Source organism: Saccharopolyspora flava (assembly GCF_900116135.1).
In the GTDB taxonomy this organism is placed as follows: domain Bacteria; phylum Actinomycetota; class Actinomycetes; order Mycobacteriales; family Pseudonocardiaceae; genus Saccharopolyspora; species Saccharopolyspora flava.
This window is the reverse complement of sequence record NZ_FOZX01000010.1, coordinates 62447-83876: the sequence shown is the minus strand read 5'-3', so window position 1 is coordinate 83876 and position 21430 is coordinate 62447. Positions and strand designations below refer to the sequence as shown.

Annotated in this window: 17 protein-coding genes and 1 pseudogene; 9 read left to right on the top strand and 9 right to left on the bottom strand. The window is 69.7% G+C overall.

All coding sequences use genetic code 11. From position 1 onward, the window contains the following. Positions 1-137 precede the first annotated feature (137 nt). From BM424_RS23830 to BM424_RS23820, 3 genes are read left to right on the top strand one after another with little or no spacing between them, the layout of a single operon-like run. A complete protein-coding gene (locus BM424_RS23830) occupies positions 138-1586 on the top strand; it encodes an aldehyde dehydrogenase family protein (protein WP_093422199.1) in 1449 nt (482 codons plus the stop codon). A 21-nt stretch (positions 1587-1607) separates the two neighbouring features. Continuing rightward, complete coding sequence (gene xylB, locus BM424_RS23825; protein ID WP_093422197.1) at positions 1608-3110, top strand: xylulokinase; 1503 nt, start codon at positions 1608-1610, stop codon at positions 3108-3110. A gap of 22 nt (positions 3111-3132) precedes the next feature. Beyond that, complete coding sequence (locus BM424_RS23820) at positions 3133-3885, top strand: SDR family oxidoreductase (RefSeq protein ID WP_093422194.1); 753 nt, start codon at positions 3133-3135, stop codon at positions 3883-3885. 210 nt (positions 3886-4095) lie between these two features. On the opposite strand, the gene BM424_RS23815 is transcribed toward BM424_RS23820, so the two are convergent. The 4 genes from BM424_RS23815 to BM424_RS23800 all read right to left on the bottom strand — a co-directional run bounded on the left by BM424_RS23815 (position 4096) and on the right by BM424_RS23800 (position 6942). Continuing rightward, positions 4096-4926, bottom strand: coding sequence for an SAM-dependent methyltransferase (locus tag BM424_RS23815; RefSeq protein ID WP_093422432.1), 831 nt, complete (start codon positions 4924-4926; stop codon positions 4096-4098). A gap of 58 nt (positions 4927-4984) precedes the next feature. Next, the gene (locus tag BM424_RS23810) at positions 4985-5746 is read right to left on the bottom strand and encodes a 3-oxoacyl-ACP reductase (RefSeq protein ID WP_093422192.1); all 762 of its coding nucleotides are present in this window, start codon (positions 5744-5746) and stop codon (positions 4985-4987) included. Positions 5747-5888: 142 nt separating this feature from the next. Beyond that, positions 5889-6092, bottom strand: a complete 204-nt coding sequence (locus BM424_RS23805; protein WP_093422189.1) for a DUF397 domain-containing protein — start codon at positions 6090-6092, stop codon at positions 5889-5891. After that, the gene (locus BM424_RS23800) at positions 6085-6942 is read right to left on the bottom strand and encodes a helix-turn-helix domain-containing protein (protein ID WP_245776087.1); all 858 of its coding nucleotides are present in this window, start codon (positions 6940-6942) and stop codon (positions 6085-6087) included. The genes BM424_RS23805 and BM424_RS23800 overlap by 8 nt, the downstream gene beginning before the upstream one ends. A gap of 122 nt (positions 6943-7064) precedes the next feature. Here BM424_RS23800 and BM424_RS28555 point away from each other — a divergent pair, with 122 nt between their 5' ends. Both BM424_RS28555 and BM424_RS23795 read left to right on the top strand, forming a co-directional pair. Further along, a complete protein-coding gene (locus BM424_RS28555) occupies positions 7065-7295 on the top strand; it encodes an HC3 family zinc finger protein (protein ID WP_139274146.1) in 231 nt (76 codons plus the stop codon). Next, a complete protein-coding gene (locus BM424_RS23795) occupies positions 7292-7501 on the top strand; it encodes a hypothetical protein (protein ID WP_093422185.1) in 210 nt (69 codons plus the stop codon). The genes BM424_RS28555 and BM424_RS23795 overlap by 4 nt, the downstream gene beginning before the upstream one ends. A gap of 59 nt (positions 7502-7560) precedes the next feature. Here the strand turns inward: BM424_RS23795 and shiA are convergent, their stop codons facing one another. Further along, positions 7561-8859 carry a shikimate transporter gene (gene shiA, locus BM424_RS23790; RefSeq protein ID WP_281248797.1) on the bottom strand — a complete coding sequence of 433 codons (1299 nt, stop codon included), beginning with the start codon at positions 8857-8859 and terminating at the stop codon, positions 7561-7563. Between the two features lie 58 nt (positions 8860-8917). Beyond that, positions 8918-9475 (bottom strand): TetR/AcrR family transcriptional regulator, encoded by a 558-nt coding sequence (locus BM424_RS23785; RefSeq protein ID WP_093422180.1) that lies wholly within the window; start codon positions 9473-9475, stop codon positions 8918-8920. 92 nt (positions 9476-9567) lie between these two features. Here BM424_RS23785 and BM424_RS23780 point away from each other — a divergent pair, with 92 nt between their 5' ends. Continuing rightward, on the top strand, positions 9568-10503 hold the full coding sequence (locus BM424_RS23780; RefSeq protein ID WP_093422178.1) for an NADP-dependent oxidoreductase: 936 nt from the start codon (positions 9568-9570) through the stop codon (positions 10501-10503). A 2-nt stretch (positions 10504-10505) separates the two neighbouring features. Here BM424_RS23780 and BM424_RS23775 read toward each other — a convergent pair whose 3' ends face one another. After that, a complete protein-coding gene (locus BM424_RS23775) occupies positions 10506-11813 on the bottom strand; it encodes a PE-PGRS family protein (protein WP_175548240.1) in 1308 nt (435 codons plus the stop codon). A gap of 311 nt (positions 11814-12124) precedes the next feature. Here BM424_RS23775 and BM424_RS23770 point away from each other — a divergent pair, with 311 nt between their 5' ends. Both BM424_RS23770 and BM424_RS23765 read left to right on the top strand, forming a co-directional pair. Continuing rightward, the gene (locus tag BM424_RS23770; protein ID WP_175548239.1) at positions 12125-12805 is read left to right on the top strand and encodes a haloacid dehalogenase type II; all 681 of its coding nucleotides are present in this window, start codon (positions 12125-12127) and stop codon (positions 12803-12805) included. Positions 12806-13009: 204 nt separating this feature from the next. Then, the gene (locus BM424_RS23765; RefSeq protein WP_093422427.1) at positions 13010-16360 is read left to right on the top strand and encodes a DEAD/DEAH box helicase; all 3351 of its coding nucleotides are present in this window, start codon (positions 13010-13012) and stop codon (positions 16358-16360) included. Positions 16361-16439: 79 nt separating this feature from the next. Here BM424_RS23765 and BM424_RS23760 read toward each other — a convergent pair. Continuing rightward, positions 16440-17855 (bottom strand): annotated as a pseudogene (locus BM424_RS23760) (BCCT family transporter). Between the two features lie 145 nt (positions 17856-18000). Here BM424_RS23760 and BM424_RS23755 point away from each other — a divergent pair. Further along, entirely contained in the window at positions 18001-19407 is a 1407-nt protein-coding gene (locus BM424_RS23755; RefSeq protein WP_093422172.1) for an alkaline phosphatase PhoX, read from the top strand. Between the two features lie 116 nt (positions 19408-19523). Here BM424_RS23755 and BM424_RS23750 read toward each other — a convergent pair whose 3' ends face one another. Further along, on the bottom strand, positions 19524-21107 hold the full coding sequence (locus BM424_RS23750; protein ID WP_093422170.1) for a BCCT family transporter: 1584 nt from the start codon (positions 21105-21107) through the stop codon (positions 19524-19526). Positions 21108-21430 lie beyond the last annotated feature (323 nt).

The window sequence follows — 21430 nt, the reverse complement described above, 5'->3', positions numbered from 1 at the left end:
CGATCATCATACGAAGTCAACGTCACGACACCTTCGCATCGGCAGCGGGCCGGATCGGCCGCGCCGCGCTCCACCGCTTCGAGACGCAACGCTGACCATCGCCGGATCTCGCCTCAACGCCGAGAAAGCAGAGCCGGATGCCTCACCACCACGTCATCACCTGCCGGAACTTCCACTCCGGCACCTGGCACGACGATCCCGCTGACACGATCGAGCGGCACAATCCCGCGACCGGTGAGCTCGTCGCGATCGCCGCCCGCTCGTCGGCCGCGGACGTCGACGCGGCGGTGGCCTCGGCCGCGACCGCCTTCCGGTCCTGGCGCAAGACGCTCCCGGCCGACCGCGCCCGGTACCTGCACGACCTGGCGGCGGCGTGCGCGCCGCGGGTCGACGAGATGGCCGCCTCCATCACCCGCGAGCAGGGAAAACCGCTCGACGAGGCGCGCGGCGAGGTCCGCAAGTTCGTCACGGCGCTGCACTACTACGCCGAAGAGGCCCAGCGGGTGTTCGGCCGCACGATCCCCAACGACACCGCGGGTTTCACCAGCATCGTCGAGAAGGAACCGATCGGCCCGGTCGCGGGCATCGTGCCCTGGAACTACCCGATCGAGCTGATCGGCTGGAAGCTGGCCGGGGCGACGGCCGCCGGCTGCACCATCGTCCTCAAGCCCTCCGAGTACACGCCGGGCTGCGCGCAGATCCTGTCCGAGTGCGTCGCCGAGGTCTTCCCGCCGGGTGTGGTCAACATCGTCCACGGCGACGGGCGGACCGGGCAGGCGCTCGTGGAGCACCCGGCGATCGCCAAGATCGCCTTCACCGGGTCGATGCGCACCGGGCAGGCGATCTCCCGCTCGGTCAACGGGATCACGCCGCTGTCGCTGGAACTCGGCGGCAGCTGCCCGATGATCGTCACCGAGCGGGCCGACATCGGTGCCGCGATCACCGGTGCGGCGCGGCGCTCGTTCCGCAACGCCGGGCAGATCTGCATCGCCATCAACCGGATCTACGTCCACGACGCCGTGCACGACGAGTTCGTCGCCGGGCTCGCGGCCGCCGCCGACGCGCTCAAGGTCGCCGACGGCATCGAGGTCCCCTCCGCCGACGTCGGCTCAATGACGATGGACGAGACCTACCAGCGCACCCTCGACCACATCGCCGACGCCCGCGACCGCGGCGCCAGGATCGTCGCCGGGGGCGGACCGGTCACCGAGCTCTCCCCCGGTTTGTTCCTGCGCCCCACGGTGGTCGACGACGCGGCGGACGAGGCGCTGGTGATGCACGAGGAGACCTTCGGCCCGCTCGTCGGCGTCGCGCGCTTCACCGATCTCGACGACGCGATCGAACGCGCCAACGCCGCACCCGGCGGTCTCGCCGCCTACGCCTACACCGACGACACGCGCGAAACCTTCGCTCTCGCACGGGAACTCGACTTCGGCAACGTCGCGGTCAACAACGTCGACGCCGGCATCATGAACGCCCCCTACGGCGGCCGGCGGGAAAGCGGCTTCGGTTCCGAGCACGGCCACGAAGGGCTCGAATCCTACTTGCAGCTCAAGCACATCCGGCTTCGCCACGGCGCGCGATGAGGCGCGGAAGGACGTAGCAGCATGCTCATCGGCATCGATCTGGGCACCTCCACCTGCAAGGCGATCGCCGTCAACGGCGACGGCGACGTGGTCGCCAAGCAGAGCCGCGACTACCCGATGATCAACCTCCGGCAGGGCTGGGCCGAGCAGGACCCGGCCGAGTGGTGGCGCGCCACCGACGAGGCGATCACCGCGCTGACCGCCTCGCTGCCCGAACGCGGCCGGGAGGTGACGGGAATCGGTCTGTGCGGCCAGATGCACGGCCTCACCGCCCTCGATGCCACCGGCCAGCCGCTGCGGCACGCGATCCTGTGGAACGACCAGCGCGCGGCCCCGCAGTGCGACCGGATCACCGAACGCGCCGGTGGGCTCGACGAACTGCTGCGCATGACGCGCAACCGGATGCTGCCGGGCTTCACCGGAGGCAAGATCGTCTGGTTCCGGGAGAACGAACCGGAGCTGTTCGAGCGGACCGCGCACGTCCTCAACCCCAAAGACTACCTGCGGTTCCGGATGACCGGCGCGTACGCCACCGACGTCTCCGACGCCTCGGGCACCGGACTGTTCGACGTGGCGCGACGCGTCTGGTCCGACGAACTGCTGGAGCTGCTCGACATCGATCGATCCCTGCTGCCGGAGGCCGTGGAGTCCGTCGAGCAGACCGGGCGGCTCACCCCGGAACTGGTGCGGCGGTGGAACGTCCCCGACGGGACACCGGTGTTCGGCGGGGGCGGCGACGCCGTCATCCAGACCACGGCGATGGGGCTGGTCGACGCCGGTTCAGTCGGGTTCACCATCGGCACCGCGGGCATCGTCGCCGGTGGCGCGGCCTCCTGCCCGGACAACCCCGGCGGACGCGTCCAGGTGTCCTGCGGCAACGCGCCCGGGCGCTGGCACTGCATGGGCGTGTCGCTGAGCGCGGGCGGGGCCTTCCAGTGGTTGCGGGACGCGCTGGCGCCGGTGGCGGCCACCGAACCGATCTCGTTCGACCGGCTGATCAGCCTCGCCAAGGCCGTCGACCCGGGTTCGGACGGGCTGCGGTTCCTGCCGTACCTGCTGGGCGAGCGCTCCCCGCACGTCGCGCCGGAGGCGACCGGGACGTGGGTGGGGCTCACCCCGATCCACCACGCCGGGCACCTGGCGCGCAGCGTGATGGAGGGGGTGCTGCTGAACCTGCGGGAGATCCTGGAGGTGTGCCGCGACGCCGGGCTGGAGTGCGAGCGCGTCATCGCCTCCGGCGGTGCGACGAGCGAGTCGCTGTGGCTGCAGATGCTCGCCGACGTCCTCGACCGCGAGATCGACGTGGTGACCGCGTCGTCAGAGGGCGGGGCCTACGGCGCGGCGCTGGCCGCCGGGGTCGGGTCCGGCCGCTGGCGCGATTTCGACGAGGCCCTGGCCGGGGTGGGCGTGGAGCGCACCTTCGCGCCCGAACGGGAACCAGCCCGGGTCTACGACCGGATCTTCCCGGTCCACCGCGGCCTCTACGACGGGCTGCGGCCCGTGTACCTGGCCAACGCCGAGTGACCCCGAGCCTCAAGGAGGAGCCATGACCGACCTCTTCAGCCTCAGCGGCAGGACCGCGATCGTCACCGGTGGCGCGCAGGGCATCGGCGAGGCCATCGTGCTCGGCCTGCGCGACGCGGGCGCCCGCGTGTTCATCTGCGACATCAATCCCGAAGTCGGCGGGGCCGCGGCCGAGCGCCACGGCGTCGAGTTCGTCGCCGCCGACGTCACCGACCCCGCCGCCGTCGACGCGGCTTTCGGGCAGGTGGCCGGCGCGGCCGGTTCGCTCGACATCGCGGTCAACAACGCGGGCATCGTGCACAACCAGCCCAGCGAGGACGTCGATCCGGCCGACTGGCGCCGGGTCATGTCGGTGAACCTCGACGGCGTGTTCTACAGCTGCCAGGCGGCGGGCAGGCGGATGCTGGCGCAGGGTTCGGGCAGCATCATCAACACCGGCAGCATGAGCGGCCACATCGCCAACCGCCCGCAACCCCAGGCCGCCTACAACGCCGCGAAGGCCGGCGTCATCCACCTCACCAAGTCGCTGGCCGGCGAGTGGTCGCCGCGCGGGGTGCGGGTCAACTCCATCTCCCCCGGCTACGTCGGCACCCCGCTGACCAAGCAGGGCCTCGCCAACGAGGAGTGGCGCGCGGTCTGGCTCGACGGCACCCCGATGAACCGCGTCGCCGAACCCACCGAGATCGCCCCGGCGGTCGTCTTCCTCGCCTCCGACGCCAGCACCTATTGCACCGGCACAGACCTCGTCATCGACGGCGGCTACACCGTCTGGTGATCCTCACCCCCGATGCGCTCTCCCGGTGTTCCCGGGCACCGGGAGGGCGACAGTTTTTGCCAGAACTGCCGTTTCGTGGGGCGGAGGACAATTAGGGCAAAAACTGTCCCCCTCCAAAACCCCCCGCACCCCCGAAGCGGCCCTCCCGAATCACCACCCGCGGAGACCGAACGCAACATCACGCTGCCCCCGAACCGCGCTCCGGTACGGCTACGCGCCGAGGATTCCGACTCCGCCCAGGACGTTGCCGTCGTTCGCCTCCTCGTCGGTGACCGGGGTGTCGGGGCGCCAGTGGGCTGCGGGGACGATCCCCGGGTCGACCAGGGTGTAGCCCGGGAACAGGGCTGCGACCTCGTCCGGGGTGCGGATGTGCAGGTGCGGGGTGGAGGTTCCCGCGAGCAGGGAGCGGAGGGCTTCGATGTCGGCGTCGGTGCGCGAGAGCTGGGCGTTGTTGGACACCGCCAGGGCGCTGCCGGGGACGCAGGCGTCGCGGTAGCGCTTGACCAGGGCCGCGCCGTTGGGATCCGGGACGAGGTCGAGGATGCCGAAGGCCAGGACCGCGACCGGTTTCGAGAAGTCCAGCAGGCCCGCCACTCCCGGGGCGCTGAGGACTGCTTCGGCGTCGCTGACGTCGAGTTCGGTGACCGAGACCTGCGGGTCGTCGCCGATGAGGTGGCGGGCGTGATGGCAGGCGACGGGTTCCCAGTCGACGTAGGCGACCTTCGCGCGCGGGCAGTGCTCGCGCGCGATCTCGTGCACGTTGCCGACCGTGGGGACACCGGATCCCAGGTCGAGGAACTGGTCGATCCCGGCCTCGGTCGCCAGGTACCGGACCGCGCGGCCGAGGAACGACCGGTTCGCGTAGCTGTAGTCCCGTTCGGTCGGGACGAGCTCCAGCGCGTGCTCGGCCGCCCGGCGGTCCACCTCGAAGTTGGCGGAACCGCCGAGCAGGTAGTCGTACATCCGGGCGATGCTCGGCCGGGTGAGGTCGACGTCCGAAACCTCGATCCCCGGCTCGACTCCCCTGGTCTCGTCGGTCATGATCACACCGTATCGGAACGGGCAGCGACCGATCAGCCACTCGACGTGATCGACTCGGTCAGTCGTTGACCAGGCCGCCGTCGACCACCAGGTTCTGACCCGTGATCGCCCGCGACCACGGCGAGGCGAAGAACAGGGCCGCGTCGGCGAACTCCTCCGGAGTCACCACGCGACGCAGCGGCGTGTTCGCGGCGATCGCGTCGAACACCTCCTCCGGGGTGGCGGCGCTCGCGTCGGTGGTGCGCAGCAGCCCGCCCGAGACCATGTTGACCGTGATCCCCTCGGGCCCGAGGTCGGCGGCGAGGGTGCGGGTCAGCGACAGCAGCGCGGCCTTCGCGGCCGTGTAGTCGTGGTAGGGCACGACCGGGTTCTGGAACAGGTTCGTCCCGACGTTGACGATCCGGCCGGCCCCGAGCTCCCGCATGCCCGGCAGCGCCGCCTGCGCGACGTTCAGCGCGCCTCGGACGCTGCCCTCGAACTGCCCGGAGAACTCCTCCCACGTGATCGCGTCGGCGTGCGAGCGCGCGTCGCCGTTGAAGGTGAAGTCGGCGAGAGCGTTGTTGACCACGGTCGTCACCGGAGTCCCGAAACGCTCACGCGCGGCGGCGAACAGGGCGTCGACCTGGGCCCGGTCGGTGACGTCGGCCGCGACGGCGACCACCCGGTCGCCGAGCTCGTCGGCCAGCGCCTCGGCCTGCTCGCGGCTGCGGCGGTAGTCGATCACGACCCGAGCGCCCTGCCCCGCGAACGCGCGCACCAGCGCGGCACCCAGTCCGCGCCCGCCTCCGGTCACCACGACAACCTGATCGGCGAAATCCATAGCCCGCACGGTAACTCCCGGCAACCGGGCATCAGCACCCGCGGTACCCCTGACCTGCTAAGAGGACACCAGATCTCCGGTCACGACAACGGCACCCCCGCCTACCCGGCGGAGAGGAGCGGGGGCACCGGACGAGCCGTGATCACTGGTGATCGAACTTCTCCGCCTTCACCGCACGGATGAACGACGACCACTGGTCACTGGACGCGGTGAAGAAACCCGCCGCTCTGTCCTTGGTGTCGCGCACCGCAGCGCCATCGCTGATCCGGCCCACCTCGACGCAGTTGTCGACCTGCGAGCTGCGGGAACTCTTGCGCCATCCGGTCGGACCGGTGTGATCATGCATCCTGTTCCTCCCGTTCCTTGACGATGTCGGCGATGAACGAGCTGGACTCCGCTGGACTCATCGCCACCTGCTCAACCCTAGGCAATGCAGCGCGGTATGCCGAGACATCTTCGGGTTCGTCGAGATAAATCGCGCTGACGCGATTCTCGATGCTGATCACCGGGTCGCGATCGTCGAACTCGACCAGGACGAACGGGCCTTCAAGACCGGCATGCCACCCCGTGCGGATCGGCACCACCCGCAACTCGACGTTGGGCTGCTCGGCGAGCTTCAGCAGTTCACGCAGCTGATCAGCCATGGTCTCGTCGCCGCCGATCTCCTGGCGGAGCGCGAGTTCACCGACGAAGGCGTGCAGTTGCGCCGGTTTCTTCCGGTTGATGGCGTCACGGCGCCCCAGCCGCACAGCCACCCGCGTGTCGATCTCGGAAGCGGGAACCTCGGCCGCGATCATGATCTCCCGCGCGTAATCCGCGGTCTGCATCAGACCTGGTACCAGCAAGGGCGAAACGGTCGTGATCCTGGTAGCCGCGCGCTCTATCTCCAGCAGCGTCGCGAGCTGACGTGGTTGCTCGGGCATTCCGATCGACAGCCACCGCGGCGCGTCGGGTTCGCCCGCGATCTCGAGGAGCCGGTCGCGCACCTCCGCCGATGCCCGAACCGCCTGCAAGTACGCGGCGACCTCGGCAACTCCCGGCCGCCGGGCGCCGGTTTCCCAGCGGGACACGGTTGCGTGCGAGGTGTCCAGAAGTGCGGCGAGGCCGCGCAGTCCGAGGCCGGAAGCCTCGCGGGCAGCGCGGAGTTCGGCTCCGAAGACGCGGGCCTTGATGGTTCGCCGGGTGTTACCAGCCATGTACCGGAGCATAACCAGACGCCCGTTCGTGCAGGTAGATCACCCGAACGGTTCGTTGCCCGGGTCGTTACCACCTGTCACTCTGTTACCCGTTCCAATGATCACAACGCACTGGGGACTCGATGACGAGCTTTAGGCCGCACCCGTTCAGCTGGCGACCGGGCAGCACCAGCAGACACGCCACCACCGGCGTGCCCGCCGACGGACAGCAGTTCCAGGCGCTCTGCGGATCGGCGGAGATCGCCGACACCTGCGCGGAGGCGTGGTTCTTGCCCACGTGCGCGGCCTGCAACGTCGTCACCCACGAACTCGCCGGTGTTCCGATGCCGCCCGCGCCACCGGTGGCGCCGTGAACACCATCGCGAACGTCATGCGCGGAGCGCTCGTGGCGATCGCCTCGGCCGTGGACAACGTCGAAGCCGGTCACACCACCCGGGACGAGCACGAAGAGCTCGCGCGGGTTTGCGACCGGCTCGCCCAAGTGCTGCGCAGGGACGGCGCACAGCCGCCCGCGGTCGACGGCGACGTCATCGCAGTCGTCGAAGAGCGCCCCCGATAACGGGAAGGCCCGGGCGGACTCGACATCCGCCCGGGCCGCGCAGCGATGTGCAGGCTCGTTCAGGCGGAGGTGCGGGTGGATTCCACGGCGCGGTCGGCCGGTTTGAGGGTGAGTGCGACCAGGGCTGAGATGAGGCATCCGGCGGCGAGGTAGGCGGCGACCCAGTGCCAGTCGCCGTCGCCGAGCAGGACGAGCGCCGTCGCGATGGCGGGGGTGAACCCGCCGCCGATCGCTGCGGCGACCTGGTAGCCCAATCCGGCTCCGCTGTAGCGGTATTCGGCGCCGAACAGCTCGGTGAGCAGGGGTTGCTGCACGCAGACGATCAGGTCGTGCGCGATGTTGACCAGCACGACCGAGCAGACCACGACGAGGATCTCCGAGCCCGCCTGCATGGACAGGAAGTAGGGCACGGCGCCGAGCGCACCGATCACCGCGCCGGTGATGAACACGGGTTTGTGGCCGTAGCGGTCGGAGATCCAGGCGAACAGCGGGATCGTGACGATGCCGATGCCGCCGACCAGCAACGCGACGGTGAGCATGAACCCGGAGTCGAAGCCGTACTGCTTGGTCGCGTAGGCCAGCGCGAAGGTCGTGACGATGTACATCGTCAGCAGCTCACCCAGCCGCAGCCCGATGATCTGGAAGAACGCGGCCGGGTGCCGCTTGAGGGCGTCGAGGACCGGCAGCTTCCGCTCGGTAGCCTGCTCGCGAAACACCTCGCTCTCCGGCACGCCGGCGCGGATCCACAGCGCGATCGCCACGAACACGACGCTGATCAGGAACGGGACCCGCCAGCCCCAGCTGTGGAACGCGGAGTCGCTGGTGAACGCCTGCATCCCGGCCGCCACGCCGGTGGCCAGCAGGAGTCCGACCGAGTAGCCGACCTGCACGCCGCTGCTGAAGAACGCCTTGAGCTTCGCCGGCGCGTTCTCGACGGCCATCAGCGCCGCACCACCCCACTCGCCACCCACGGCAAAACCCTGGATCGCGCGCAGCACGACCAGCAGCAACGGCGCCCACCACCCGACGCTGGCGTAGGTCGGCAGCAGCCCGATCAGGGCGGTGGACACACCCATGATCGACACCGTCCACACCAGCATCGTCTTGCGCCCGATCTTGTCGCCGAAGTGCCCGAAGAACACCCCGCCCAGCGGCCGGAAGATGAACCCGACACCGAACGTGGCGAACGCCGCGAGCGTCCCGGCGAGCGGGCTGATGTCGGGAAAGAACGCGTCGTTGAACACGACCGCCGCAACGATCCCGTAGAGCAGGAAGTCGTACCACTCCACCACCGCCCCCACGAAGCTTCCCGCCGCCGCCCGAACGGGCTTCGCCGACCTGGCCCCGGCCGCATCCACCACAACATCACCTTCCACCCGCAACGACCCGACCCCGGCACGATACGGAACCGCCAGATCAACTGGTGAGGATGTTGCGCAGGTCTGTTCTGCTGGTGGTGAGGGCTTCGTCGTAGGTGGTGGTGTCGTCGGCGGCCCAGCGCTCTCCGGCGAGGCGGGCGATGGCGAGGGCTGCTTCGGTGGCGAGGCGGGCGGTTTGGGGGTCGTGGCCTCGTTCCGTCAGGGCTTCGGTGAGGGCTTCGCCGAGGGCGGCGAGCTTGACGAGTTCGCGTTCGCGCAGGGCCGGGTTCGCGGCGATGAGCGCTGAGCGTTCGCGGAGGAAGTCCTTGGGGCGGAACACTTCCGGGCCTGCGGCGAGGGCGATCATGAGGGTGTCGAGAGCGCTCTCGCCTTCGGGAACCGTGCCGATCTCCGCCACGAGGCGTTGCTCCAGTTCCTCGCTGCCGCCGAAGAGGGCTTCGCGCTTGTCGCTGAACCAGCGGTAGAAGGAGCGTTCGGTGAGGTTCGCGCGCTGCGCGATCTGGCTGACGGTCGTGCGGTCGTAGCCCTGCTCGGTGAACAGGTCCAGGGCCGCTCGTTCCAAGCGGCTGCGCGTGTTGCCCTCCCAGCGTGCCATGGGGCCATCGTAGGTGACAGCAGATGCTGTCATCACCTGGTACCGTGAGTGATGACAGCATCTGCTGTCACTTCGAACTTGGGAGGCATGAAGTGCGAAGCCTTCGCTTTCACCAGACCGGTCCCGCGCTCGACGTCCTGCAGCTCGAGGAGGTCGAAGCACCCACCCCGGGACCTGCGCAGATCCGGGTCTCCGTGCGGTCCTGCGGGCTGACCCCGGCGGACTGGGCGCTGGCCGGCGGGCTGTTCCCCGGCGACCTGCCCAGGGGCATCGGCCTGGAGGTCGCGGGCACGGTCGACGCGGTGGGCGACGGGGTCACCGACGTCGCCGCAGGTGACGAGGTGTTCGGCCCGGTGCCGTTCACCGGGCCGACGGCGGGCGCGTCCGACCAGGCACTCCTGGACGTCTGGTTCCCGCGACCCGCGAACCTGGACCCGGCGGAGGCCGCCGCCCTGCCGATGGCCGTGGAGACCGCTCACCGTGGCCTGCACGGACTGGGCGTGCGCCGCGATGCCGCGCAGGGGCTGACCGTGCTGGTCCACGGCGCGGGCAGCACCGTGGGGTTCGCGGCGACTCAGATCGCGCTGCGCTACGGCGCCCGCGTGATCGCCACGGCAGGCACGACCCACGCCGACGCGCTGCGGGCGCTGGGCGCCGAGGTCACCACCTACGGCGACGGGATGGGCGAGCGCGTGCGCGAGATCGCCGGTGGCCCGGTGGATCTGGCCTTCGACGCCGCGCCGGTCAGCAACTCGCTGCCCGAGGTGGTCAAGACCGTGACGCGTCCCGAAAACGCGCTCACCATGAGCGATTTCGAGGCGGCGCAGGAACTCGGCGTGCGGTTCCAGTTTGGCGAGGAGGGCCACGAGTACCACAACCACGTCCTCGGCGAGTACGCGCAACTGGCCGCCGAGGGCCGGTTCTCGATCCCGATCGCCGGGACCTACCCGCTGGAGAAGTGGCGCGAGGCCGCAGAGCTGAGCCTGTCCGGCAAGCCCGGCGGCAAGCTCGTCCTCGAGGTCGGCTGACGTCAGGCCTGCGGGAAGCGACCCTCGCCGCGAGGGCCGACGAGCCGGGTGACCAGCTCTCGTTGTTCGTCGACATCGCGGGCCGCGCTCATCCTCGCTTTGTAGTCGCGTTCCACGTCCCGCAGGAACTTCGGCCAGGGCGTCTCCGGGCCACCGAACTCGGCGAGGTTGACGTAGCGCTGGTTCTCGCTCAGCTTGCCCGCGCCGATCTTGTCCTGCTTGTGGCCGTGCACGCTGGACTCGGGGTTGGCCCTGGCTTCCGTCGAACGCCAAGTGTGCTCGTAGCCGACGGGACTGTTGTGGTTGCCGGGTGCGAGCGTCTCCAGCCCGACGACCAGCGAACCCGCCGTGTTCGGCTGCGGTGGCGTGTAGATCAGCAGCAGGTGTCCGTGCGCACCGTCGGGCATGACCACATCACCGTTGCAGTCGAACTTGTTCAACCCGGTCATGCCCGCGTTCATCCCCAGCACCAGCACCGGATCCTTGGTGAGCTGCGTGGCCAGGTTGCGCGCCGAGGAGATCAAGCCGCCGCGTTCCTTGAACTTCCCCTCGCGATCCCCTCGTTCGCGCCCGATCGACTGGTAATGGGTCGCGTACGTACGTTCGCTGACCCGGTCGGTGAGCTCGCCGCGCTCATCGGTGATCTCCAGCCACTGCGCCAGTTCGTAGCAGCCGGGGACTTCCCCGGACAGCGGCGGAATCCGGATGTTGACTCGCCCGCCGTGCGCGAGCGCCCGCGCCACGTCGCCGTCGCGGTAGTCGATGTGCTCCTGGCCGGGACCGGGCCGAATCTTCAGGCCGTTCTGCAGGATCAGGAACACCCTGGTCAGCAGCTGTTGCGCGTTGGCCTGCTTCGCCTCGGCCGCGGGGTCGCTGCGCCCGGTGGGTTCCGCCGGGTGCAGGGTGTCGACGAAGGCGTTGCGGATCTGCGCGTCCCGCTCGGCGTCCAGCGGTGCGCGGCCACTCGGATCCAGCGTGTTCGCGGTCAGCGTGCGGCCGAGGGTGTAGGCGGGGCTGCCCTGCTCCCCGCCGCGCACCCGTTCCCGGAACTCCAGCGTGGCGATGAGCAGCCGCTTGCCCGGGGAGAGCCGGAGCCAGTCGTAGTACTCGCCGTTGCGGGAGTAGGCCACGGCGTCGTCGTAGGTGCCGATCCCGGTCAACGCCAACCAGCCCCGCTCCTGCTCCCGGATGGCACGCACCTCGTCAGCGCTGAACAGCGGTCCTTGCTTCAGCCGCCGCATCAGGTCGGACTCCAACTTCCGGGCGCTGACCTGCTTGCCCAACCACCAACCGCCGTCCGGCGCGGCCACCGACCGCTCCCCCGCCCGCTGCACCACAGCACTCGCAGCCCGATTCCCAACCACACGCTGCAACCCCAGCAAATCCCCCGGCGCGACACCCGAAGCCCTCTGATGCCCGCCAGCCCGGGACGCCTCAACCCGGGCGTCCCTCCCTCGTTCCGAGCTCCGCGCATTGCCCATCGCTCCCAGACTCACCTCCCGGCCCCCACATCACCAGGCACCGAAGGGCAGAGGTGCGGGCAGATCGCTCTCTGGCGTGGTGTTGCGCGGGGCGGTACGAATCGGGGCGGCGTTGTCGTCGAGTTCGGGGAGGGGCCGGCATGCCGATGCGGCCGCGGGTGGTGGCGTTCGACGTGGTGGAGACGCTCATGGCTCTGGAGCCGCTGCGGCCTCAGTTCGCCGAGGCCGGGTTGCCTCCCGAGCTGGTGGAGCGGTGGTTCGACCGGTTGTTGCGGGACGGGATGGCGTTGAGCCTGGCCGGGGACTACGCGGACTTCCCGACCGTCGCCGCGTCCACGCTGCGGACCCTGTCGCGCGGCCGGATCAGCGAGGACGGTGTCGCGCACGTGCTCGCCGGGTTCGGCGCGCTGCCCGCGCACCCCGATGCCGAACCGGCGATGCGCGTGCTGACCGAGGCCGGGATCTCCGTCGTCTGCTTGAGCAACGGCACGGCCGAGACCACCTCGGCGTTCCTGGAGCGCACCGGACTCGCCCACCACGTCGAGCAGGTCATCAGCGTCGCCGAGGCCCGCAGCTGGAAACCCCCGGTCCACGTCTACGAGCACGCGCTCGAACGGATCGGGCGGGCTCCGCACGAGGTCGCGCTGGTCGCCGTGCACGCCTTCGACTGCCACGGCGCGAAGCGGGCCGGGCTCACCACCGGCTGGGCCGCCCGCCTGGAAGGCCACTACGCCGAGGTGTTCACCCCCGCCGACATCACCGGAGACGACCTCGTCCAGGTCACCCAAGAGCTCACCGCACTCCCGCAACAACAACCCTGACCGCAGCGCGGAATCGGTGAACGCGGTTGCTCCGTCCCGGTGACCGGCGAGGATGAGATCTCGGTCTTGCGGCCCACGCGAAGCCGATCATGCCCTACAGTGCGCGTGCGGTAATCGAGCGAGCACACTGCGCGACGGCACTGGGGGAATTCTGTGGGTGACAACCGGTCTGCGAACATCGTCCGGTTCTGGCGGAGCGTCGAGATGCTCAGCCCGCAGACCGTGCCGAAGACCAAGCCCTACCGGCGCCAGGCTCACGAGAAGATCTTCGACCTGGCCGCCGGTGACCTCGCACCGTGGGAGACGGGGCACCCGCTCCTCGACGAGCCGCTCCCCCACCGCTACACCTGGCGGTTCACCGCCTACGGCGGGCTGTACCCGCTTGCGGCGGTGTCCGAGACGCTGGTGAAGGCGTTCGGCCAGGACACGCGCGAGGAACGTCCGAGCGAAGGCGACACCGCCCTGTTCGCGCTCACCATCGACGCCGACGGGTGCCTGGTCGAGAACGGCGCGACCCTGTCGGCCTGCGCCTGGGCGCTGGGGAAGCTGACCTCCGCCGAGCCTGCGCCCGAGGCGCTCGACGGGTTCGACGACGTGGAACGCGCGTTCTCCTCAGAGATGGACGGGCTGGTTCCGCCGGACCGCCGCGCCACCGACGAGGAACCGGACGGCAGCACGACTCCCGGGCCCTTCGATCGCATCGTGCGCGCCTTCGGCCAGCGCCTGAAGTCCGCGGGGATGGACGCGTGGAGCGCCGGAGCCGAAGCCGCCGGCACCGCTGTCAAAACTGTCGCGGAGACCGCCGTCGGCCCGGTCGTGGGCGACGTCGCCGGGGCCGCTGCGGGAGCGTTCACCGAGAGCGTGCTCGGCCCCGGTGACGACGGCGAGGACGGTGAGGAGTCCGGATCCGCGACCGAAACACCCAGCACGCCACGCCTTCTCGTGACGGCCTCGGCACTGCACGCGTTCGTCGACGAGATGGCCGCCGCGCTGGGCGTGCGCGATTCCCTCGGCGCCCGCGGGGTTCGGATCCGCTGCCAGGCGGTGCCCAACCGCGACGACTCCGCCGACCAGACCTTCCTCAACAGCCACATCGCCGACGACCTCAACCACGTCGCAGCAGCCGTGGCCGCGGACGACGTGGGCCCCGCCTTGCGGGACTACCTGACCGACGAGCGATCGATCGGCACCGCGCACCGGATCGACGTGCGGACCAATCCGGACGCGGTGATCGCCGCTGTCGAGCCGCAGCACATCCCGGCCGGGCGCTGGCCCGGCGACCCCGCCAAGCCGCTGGTGCTCAGCCAGCAGTTCGCCGTCAACCGAGTCCTCGCCGAACTCCGCGACAACCCCGGGATCTTCTCGGTCAACGGCCCTCCCGGAACCGGCAAGACCACGTTGCTGCGCGACGTGGTCGCCGGGATCGTCGTCGATCGCGCGAACCGCCTCGCGGAGCTCGGTTCCCCGGCGGAGGGCTTCACCGACCGGATCGAACTCGTGCCGGTAGGACCCAAGAAGTACCAGATCCCGGTCCACGGCGTGTCCAGCGCGTTGAGCGGCTTCGAGATCGTCCTCGCCACCGCCACCAACGACGCGGCGAAGAACGTCTCCGCCGAGGTTCCCGGGGTCGACGCGGTGCGCGGGTACGCCGAGGAAGCGCTCGGCGCCGACTACTTCGCGGAGCTGGCCTCGCACGTCCTCGACTCCGACGCGTGGGGGCTGGTCTCCGCGACGCTCGGGAACCTCCAGTACCGCAACACGTTCGCCAAGCGCTTCTGGTGGGCCGACTACAAGAGCACGCAGAACCAGGACGGCACCAAGGGCATGTACGAGATGCTCAAGGAAGCCGAGGACGATCCGGACTCCGCGCAGGACTGGGAGACCGCCGTCGCCGAATTCCGCCGGGCCCGCGCGGAGGTGGAACGCCTCGCGAACACCCGGCAGCGAGCCGCCGAGTCGATCACCGCCGTGGCCGCGTGTCGCCGGCAGTGGGAAGAGGCGCGGAGAGCGTTCGCGGACGCCGACGCGCTGTGCGCCCTGGTGCGAGACGACCTGGCGGCCGGCAATGTCGAGGTCACGCGCGCCGACGGGGTGTTCCGCGACGCGGACGGCGACTACGAAAGCCACCTCCGCCACCGGCCCGGCCTGTGGGTCTCCTTGGCGACGTGGTTCCGGGCACCGCGCGAGTGGCAGGCCAAGCACGAGCAGTTGGAGGAGGCTCGCGACGCGGCCAAGAAGCGGCTCCGCGACGCCGAAACGTCGCGGGATCAGTTCCAGCAGCGGCTGAACGTCAAGACGGCGGAGCGGCAGAAGGCCGAGGAGGCCCGCGCCGCGGCCTCCTACGAGCTCGACCGGGCGCTGGGCGAGGTGACTCGAGCGCGGGAGAACTGGCCCGGGCACCTGCCGATCCCCGACGACTTCGCCGGGGACGAGGAGTTCCAGAAGTGCGCGCCGTGGGCCGACGAAGAGTACGTCACCGCCCGCAACCGCCTGTTCCTGCAGGCACTGCGCCTGCACCGCGCGTTCGTCCTGCGCTCGGGCCCACGGCTTCGGAACAACCTCAGCGTCATGACCGAGATCCTGCAGGGCAACGTCCGTCCCTCCCCGGCAGCGAGGTTGGCGGCGTGGCAGTCGTTGTTCCTGGTCGTACCGATGGTCTCGACGACGTTCGCCTCGCTTCCCCGCTTGTTCACCGGCCTCGGCCGGGAAAGCCTGGGGTGGCTGCTCGTCGACGAGGCGGGACAGGCCACCCCGCAGCAGGTGGTAGGTGGGCTGTGGCGCTGTCAACGCGCCGTCGTGGTGGGAGATCCGCAGCAGCTGGAACCGATCGTGGCGCTGCCGGATTCCGCCCAGCACGCGCTGCGCCGCCACCACCGGGTCGACGAGGAGTGGACGCCGGAAACGACCTCGGCGCAGGGCGTGGCCGATAGGCTCACCCGCCACGGGACCGCGCTGCCCGTTCAGGACGGCGACGAGCAGGTCTGGGTGGGCGCCCCGCTGCGCGTGCACCGACGCTGCGACCGGCCGATGTTCGACGTCTCCAACGACATCGCCTACGGCGGGACGCTCATGGTCTACGCGACCCGGCACGACGGCGAGTTCCCGGGCGAGAACCGCTGGATCGACGTCCAGAGCGCGACGTCGGAGGGCCACTGGATCGAGGACGAGGGCGACGCGCTCACCGATCTGTTCGTGCGGCTGTCCGACCAGCGCATCGCTCTCGACGACGTCCGGGTGATCAGCCCGTTCCGCGACGTCGTCACCGGTGCGAAGAAGCGGCTCCGCGCGCAAATCGGACCGGACTTCGCGAAGCACAACGTGGGAACGGTGCACACCGTGCAGGGCAAGGAGTCCGACGTCATCGTCCTGGTGCTGGGCGGTGATCCGCGACGGCACGGCGCGCGCCAGTGGGCGGCCTCGCGCCCGAACCTGCTCAACGTGGCGGTGTCCCGGGCCAAACGGCGCTTCTACGTCATCGGCAACCGGAAGCTGTGGAAGGACCTCCGCTACTTCGACCGGCTCGCAGGCGCATTCCCCGCCCACGAGTGGGAGTGACCCCGCGGACCGTTTCGAACGGGCGTGAACGCCAACAGGGGCACCGGTGGGTTCCGGTGCCCCTGTTCGTCGGGTGGGGTCAGCTGGTGGCCTTGTCCTCCGTCGTGCGGTGGCGGCCGTCGGTGGCCGACTCGCGCAGCGCCGTGGCCGGCGGCGGGCCGACGTCGACGCTGATGCGTTCACCGGCCAGTCCTCGGACGAAGCCGAGGCAGATGACCAGCAGCACCACGCAGAACGGCAGGCCGATGACGATCGCCGCCGTCTGCAGCGCCGTCAGGGCGTCCTCACCGCTGGCGGCGCTGGCGGCCAGCAGCACCGCGGCGATGACGCCTTCCAGCACGGCCCAGAACAGCCGCTGCTGCCACTTCGGGTTCGGGTCACCGCCGTTGGTGAGGATGTCCACCACCAGCGAACCGGAGTCCGACGAAGTGGCGAAGAACAGCACGACCACGACGATCGCCAGCGCCGACGCCAGCGTCGCGATCACACCCGGAACCGGCAGCTGCTGCAGCAGCGCGAACATCGCCGTCGACGACTCAGCCTCCGCCAACGGGTTCTGCGGGTCCTGGGTGAGCAGCGTCAGCGCCGAGTTGCCGAAGATCGACAGCCACACCATCGACGCACCGACCGGCGCGAACAGCGCGCCCACGATGAACTGCCGCAGCGTCCGGCCGTAGGAGATGCGGGCGATGAACATGCCCACGAACGGCGACCAGGAGATCCACCAGCCCCAGTAGAACAGCGTCCAGCTGGCCTGCCACTCCTGACCGGCCGGGTTGTTGGCGTAGGTCTCGAAGCTCGTCTGCGGCAGGTTCTGCAGGTAGTAGCCGAGGTTGCCGGCCAGCGAGTTCAGCAGGTCCACCGAGGGACCGAAGAAGAACACGAACACCATCAGCGCGAACGCCAGCCACAGGTTGATCAGCGACAGGTTCCGGATGCCCTTGTCGATGCCCAGCATCACCGAGACCACCGCGATCGAGGTGATGCCGAGGACCAGGACCAGCTGCAGCACCGTGGAGTTCTCGATGCCGAACAGCGTCTCCAGCCCGGCACCGACCTGCTGGCCTCCCAGGCCCAGCGACGTCGCCAGGCCGAACAGCGTGCCGAACACCGCCAGCACGTCCACGACGTGCCCGATCCAGCCGTAGATCCGGTCACCGATCAGCGGGTACAGCGCCGACGCGGGCCGCATCGGCAGTCCCTTGCGGAAGGCGAAGTAGCCCAGGGCCATGCCCAGCACGATGTAGATCGCCCACGGGTGCAGACCTCAGTGGTAGAACGTGTAGTTCATCGCCGCCCGAGCGGCTTCGGCCGTGCCGCCCTGCCCGGTCGGCGGCTCCAGGAAGTGCGAAACCGGTTCGCTCACCGCGTAGTAGACCAGCCCGATGCCCATCCCGGCGGTGAACAGCATCGCGAACCACGCCTGGTTGGAGTACTCGGGCCGCGAGTCGTTCGGTCCCAACCGGACGGACCCCCAGCGGGTGAACAGCAGCACCACCACGAACAGCAGGAAGAACGTGGCGCTGATGATGTAGAACCAGGGATTGCGATGTTCTCCCGCTTCGTCGCGTTCATCCTGCGGTTGCCCGGGCGGGCGAGGCTGGCGCGCTGTTCCCGTTCTCGTCTCCCAGGAGTCCCCGATGGACCTCTCTCGCAGGCAGTTCGTGCAGCGCTCGCTGCTGAGCGGTATCGGCATCGCGCTCGTCGGCAACGTCGGAGCGGTCGCCGCCGCGGCCCCCGCGGTCGCTGGAGGTGGCACCGCGCCCGGTTACGGTCCGCTGATCCCCGATCCCCGCGGGTTGCTGTCGCTCCCCGAGGGCTTCAGCTACAAGATCATCACCGAGGCGGGCAAGACAGTGCTGGAATCGGGCGAGCCGACGCCGCAGAAGCACGACGGCATGGCCACCTTCGAGCGTCCCGGCGGCGGCAGCGTCATCGTCTACAACCACGAGATCAACGTCGGGCACGACGCCGAGTTCCCGGTGCCGCGCATCGACGGGCTCACCTACGACCCGGTAGCGCCGGGCGGCTGCACCGTCGTCGAGGTCGATGCCGAGGGCAACCGGATCAGCGAGCACGTCGCGCTGGCCGGGACCTCCACCAACTGCGCGGGCGGCCGCACGCCGTGGAACACGTGGCTCAGCTGCGAGGAGACCGAGGCCAGGGCCGGCGAGGACGGCCACGAGCGCGACCACGGCTTCACCTTCGAGGTCGACCCCCACGACCGGGAGGCCAACCGGGACCCGAAGCCGATCAAGGCGCTCGGCCGCTTCTCGCACGAGGCCGCGGTGGTCGACCCGGACACCGGGCACATCTACCAGACCGAGGACGCCTCCGGCCCCAACGGCCTGTTCTACCGGTTCACCCCGCCCGCCTCGGCGCTGCCGCTCGGCCCCGGCGCGCTGCGGGCGCTCGGCGACGACGACGGGGTCCTGGAGGCGATGAAGGCCTCCGACGAGTCGGGCCGGCACGTCGACGACCTGTCCCGGGCGACCGAGGTCGGCACCACCTACGCGCTCACCTGGGTCGCGGTTCCCGACCGGGCGGCGGCCTCGACCTCGATCCGCGAGCAGGTCGGCGACGACGAGATCACCCGCGGCCGCAAGCTCGAAGGCGCCTGGTGGGGCGACGGCGGCGCGTACTTCGTGTGCAGCTACGCCCGGATCGAGGACAGCCCCGGAACGCCGCACGACGGTCAGGTGTGGTTCTACGACCCGCGCGAGCAGACCATCGAGCTCAAGCTGCGGTTCGAGTACGACCAGGACGACGCCACCGGGTTCGACGGCCCGGACAACATCACCGTCTCCTCCCGAGGCAACGGCCTCATCCTCGCCGAGGACGGCGACGGCCAGCAGCACCTCTTCGGCGTCACCACCGACGGCCAGACCTACCCGCTGGCCCGCAACGAGATCAACACCGGCACCGACCTCGCGCCCGAGTTCAGCGAGTTCTGCGGCCCGGTCTTCTCCCCCGACGGCAGCACCCTGTTCGCCAACGTCCAGAACCCGGGCGTTCTCTACGCCATCACGGGTCCCTGGGACTCCTGAGCCCTGCGTCCCCCGGTGGCGTAAGGGTCACCAGGGGGCAGTTTTTGCCAGAATCGCCCGGGATCTCACCACGAGACCCCGGGCGATTCTGGCAAAAACCTTCCACACACCGAGCCCTACGGCTGCGGCACGGGTTCCTCCTCGGGCTTCTCCGGCTTCTCCGGTTCCACCGCCGCCGAGCGGGGCGCGTGCAACCCGCGGTCCTCGCGCAGCGCCTTGTGGAAGGCGAAGCAGATGCCCACGAGGATGATCGCGAACGGCGTCCCGGTCAGCACCGAGGCCTTCTGCAACCCGTCGAGCCCGCCGGAGACCAGCAGCACCGCCGCGACACCCGCCAGCAGCACGCCCCACAGCAGCCGCACCCACGTCTTGGGGTCGGGCTTGCCGCCGGTGGACAGCTCACCGAGCACCACGGTGCCCGCGTCAGCACCGGCCACGAAGAACACCCACAGCACGATCAGCGTGATCACCGACAGCAGCCCGGGCAGCGGGTACTGCTGGATGAACACGAACATGCCGGCGGCCGGGCTCTCGCTCACGGTCCGGGCGATGTCACCGGCCAGGCCGTTGCGGGCCAGGTGCAGCGCGGCACCGCCGAACACCGCGATCCAGATGACGCTGACCGCGCTGGGCACCAGCACGGTGGCCGCGACGAACTCGCGGATCGTGCGGCCCTTCGAGATGCGCGCCATGAACAGGCCGACGTAGGGCGCCCAGGCGATCCACCAGGACCAGTAGAAGACGGTCCAGCTGCCCATCCACCCGTTGTTCGGGTCAAAGGCGTCGAGCCGGAAGCTCATCGGCACGATGTCGCCGAGGTAGTTGCCGAGCCCTTCGGTGAACGCGTTGAGCTGGGTGATGGTCGGACCGACGACGAAGTAGAAGATCAGCAGGATCGGGGCGATGAGCATGCTGATGTTCGACAGCCACTTGATGCCGTGCTCGATCCGCGTGGTCGCCGATCCCATGAACGCGGCCGTGGTCAGCGCCAGCACGACCAGCTGCACGACGATTCCCGTTGACATGCCGAAGGTTTCGCCGAGACCCGCGGTCATCTGCAGGCCCGCCTGGCCCAGCGCGACGGCGATGCCGAACACGACGGCGAGCACGGCCAGGATGTCGATGGCCTTGCCGATCGGCCCGTCGACCCGATCTCCCAGCAGCGGGCGGAAGATCGCGCTGAGCAGACCGCGCTCACTCCGGCGATGGGTGAAGTAGGCGACGGCGAGCCCCGCGACCGCGTAGATCGCCCACGGGTGCAGCGCCCAGTGGAAGAACGAGTACTCCATCGCCACACCGGCGGCCGCGTCGGTCTCCGGGGGCGCGAGTCCGAAGGGGACGTCGACGTAGTGCGAGAGCGGTTCGGCCAGGCCCCAGAAGATGAGAGCCGGACCCATCCCGGCCTGGAACATCATGGCGAACCAGGAAAACCTGCCGAACTCCGGTTTGTCGTCATCGGCACCGAGCTTGATCCGGCCGTAGCCGCTGACCGCCAGGTAGATCGCGAACACCAGCAGGATGTTCGCTGCCAGCAGGAAGAACCAGCTCATGTCCGACACGACGTGGTCGAAAAGCTGCGTGGTGACGGTGGAGAACCCGGCGGGGTCGATCGCTCCCCACAGGACGACCAGTGCGGACACGGCGATCGACACCGCGAAGACGGTATGATTGGCCGCACCGCTGTTCTGTTTCGTTGTCATGGTGAAAACCCTGTTTGTGTCGAGAAATTCGGCACGAGCGAGCCGCTTCGCCGCTTTCTCGTTGCGCCGCAAGCGATGTCGCATCCCGCACCCGGACGGGCGGAACCTCTTTCGTTGTGTGCTCGGAGCTGAGGCTCTCAGCTGGAGGGCGCTCGATCAAACAGTTCTAGGGATTCGTCCATACCGATCCTGAAGGGGAGCGATAGACCTCGTCTATCTCCACTGCCTGCCGGTGCTGTCGCGGCGACTCGCGCGAATCGGCTCGCACGACGTGACTTTCCTGATACCTTCGAGGAGTCGGCGGGTTCGCCCGCCGTCGTGCA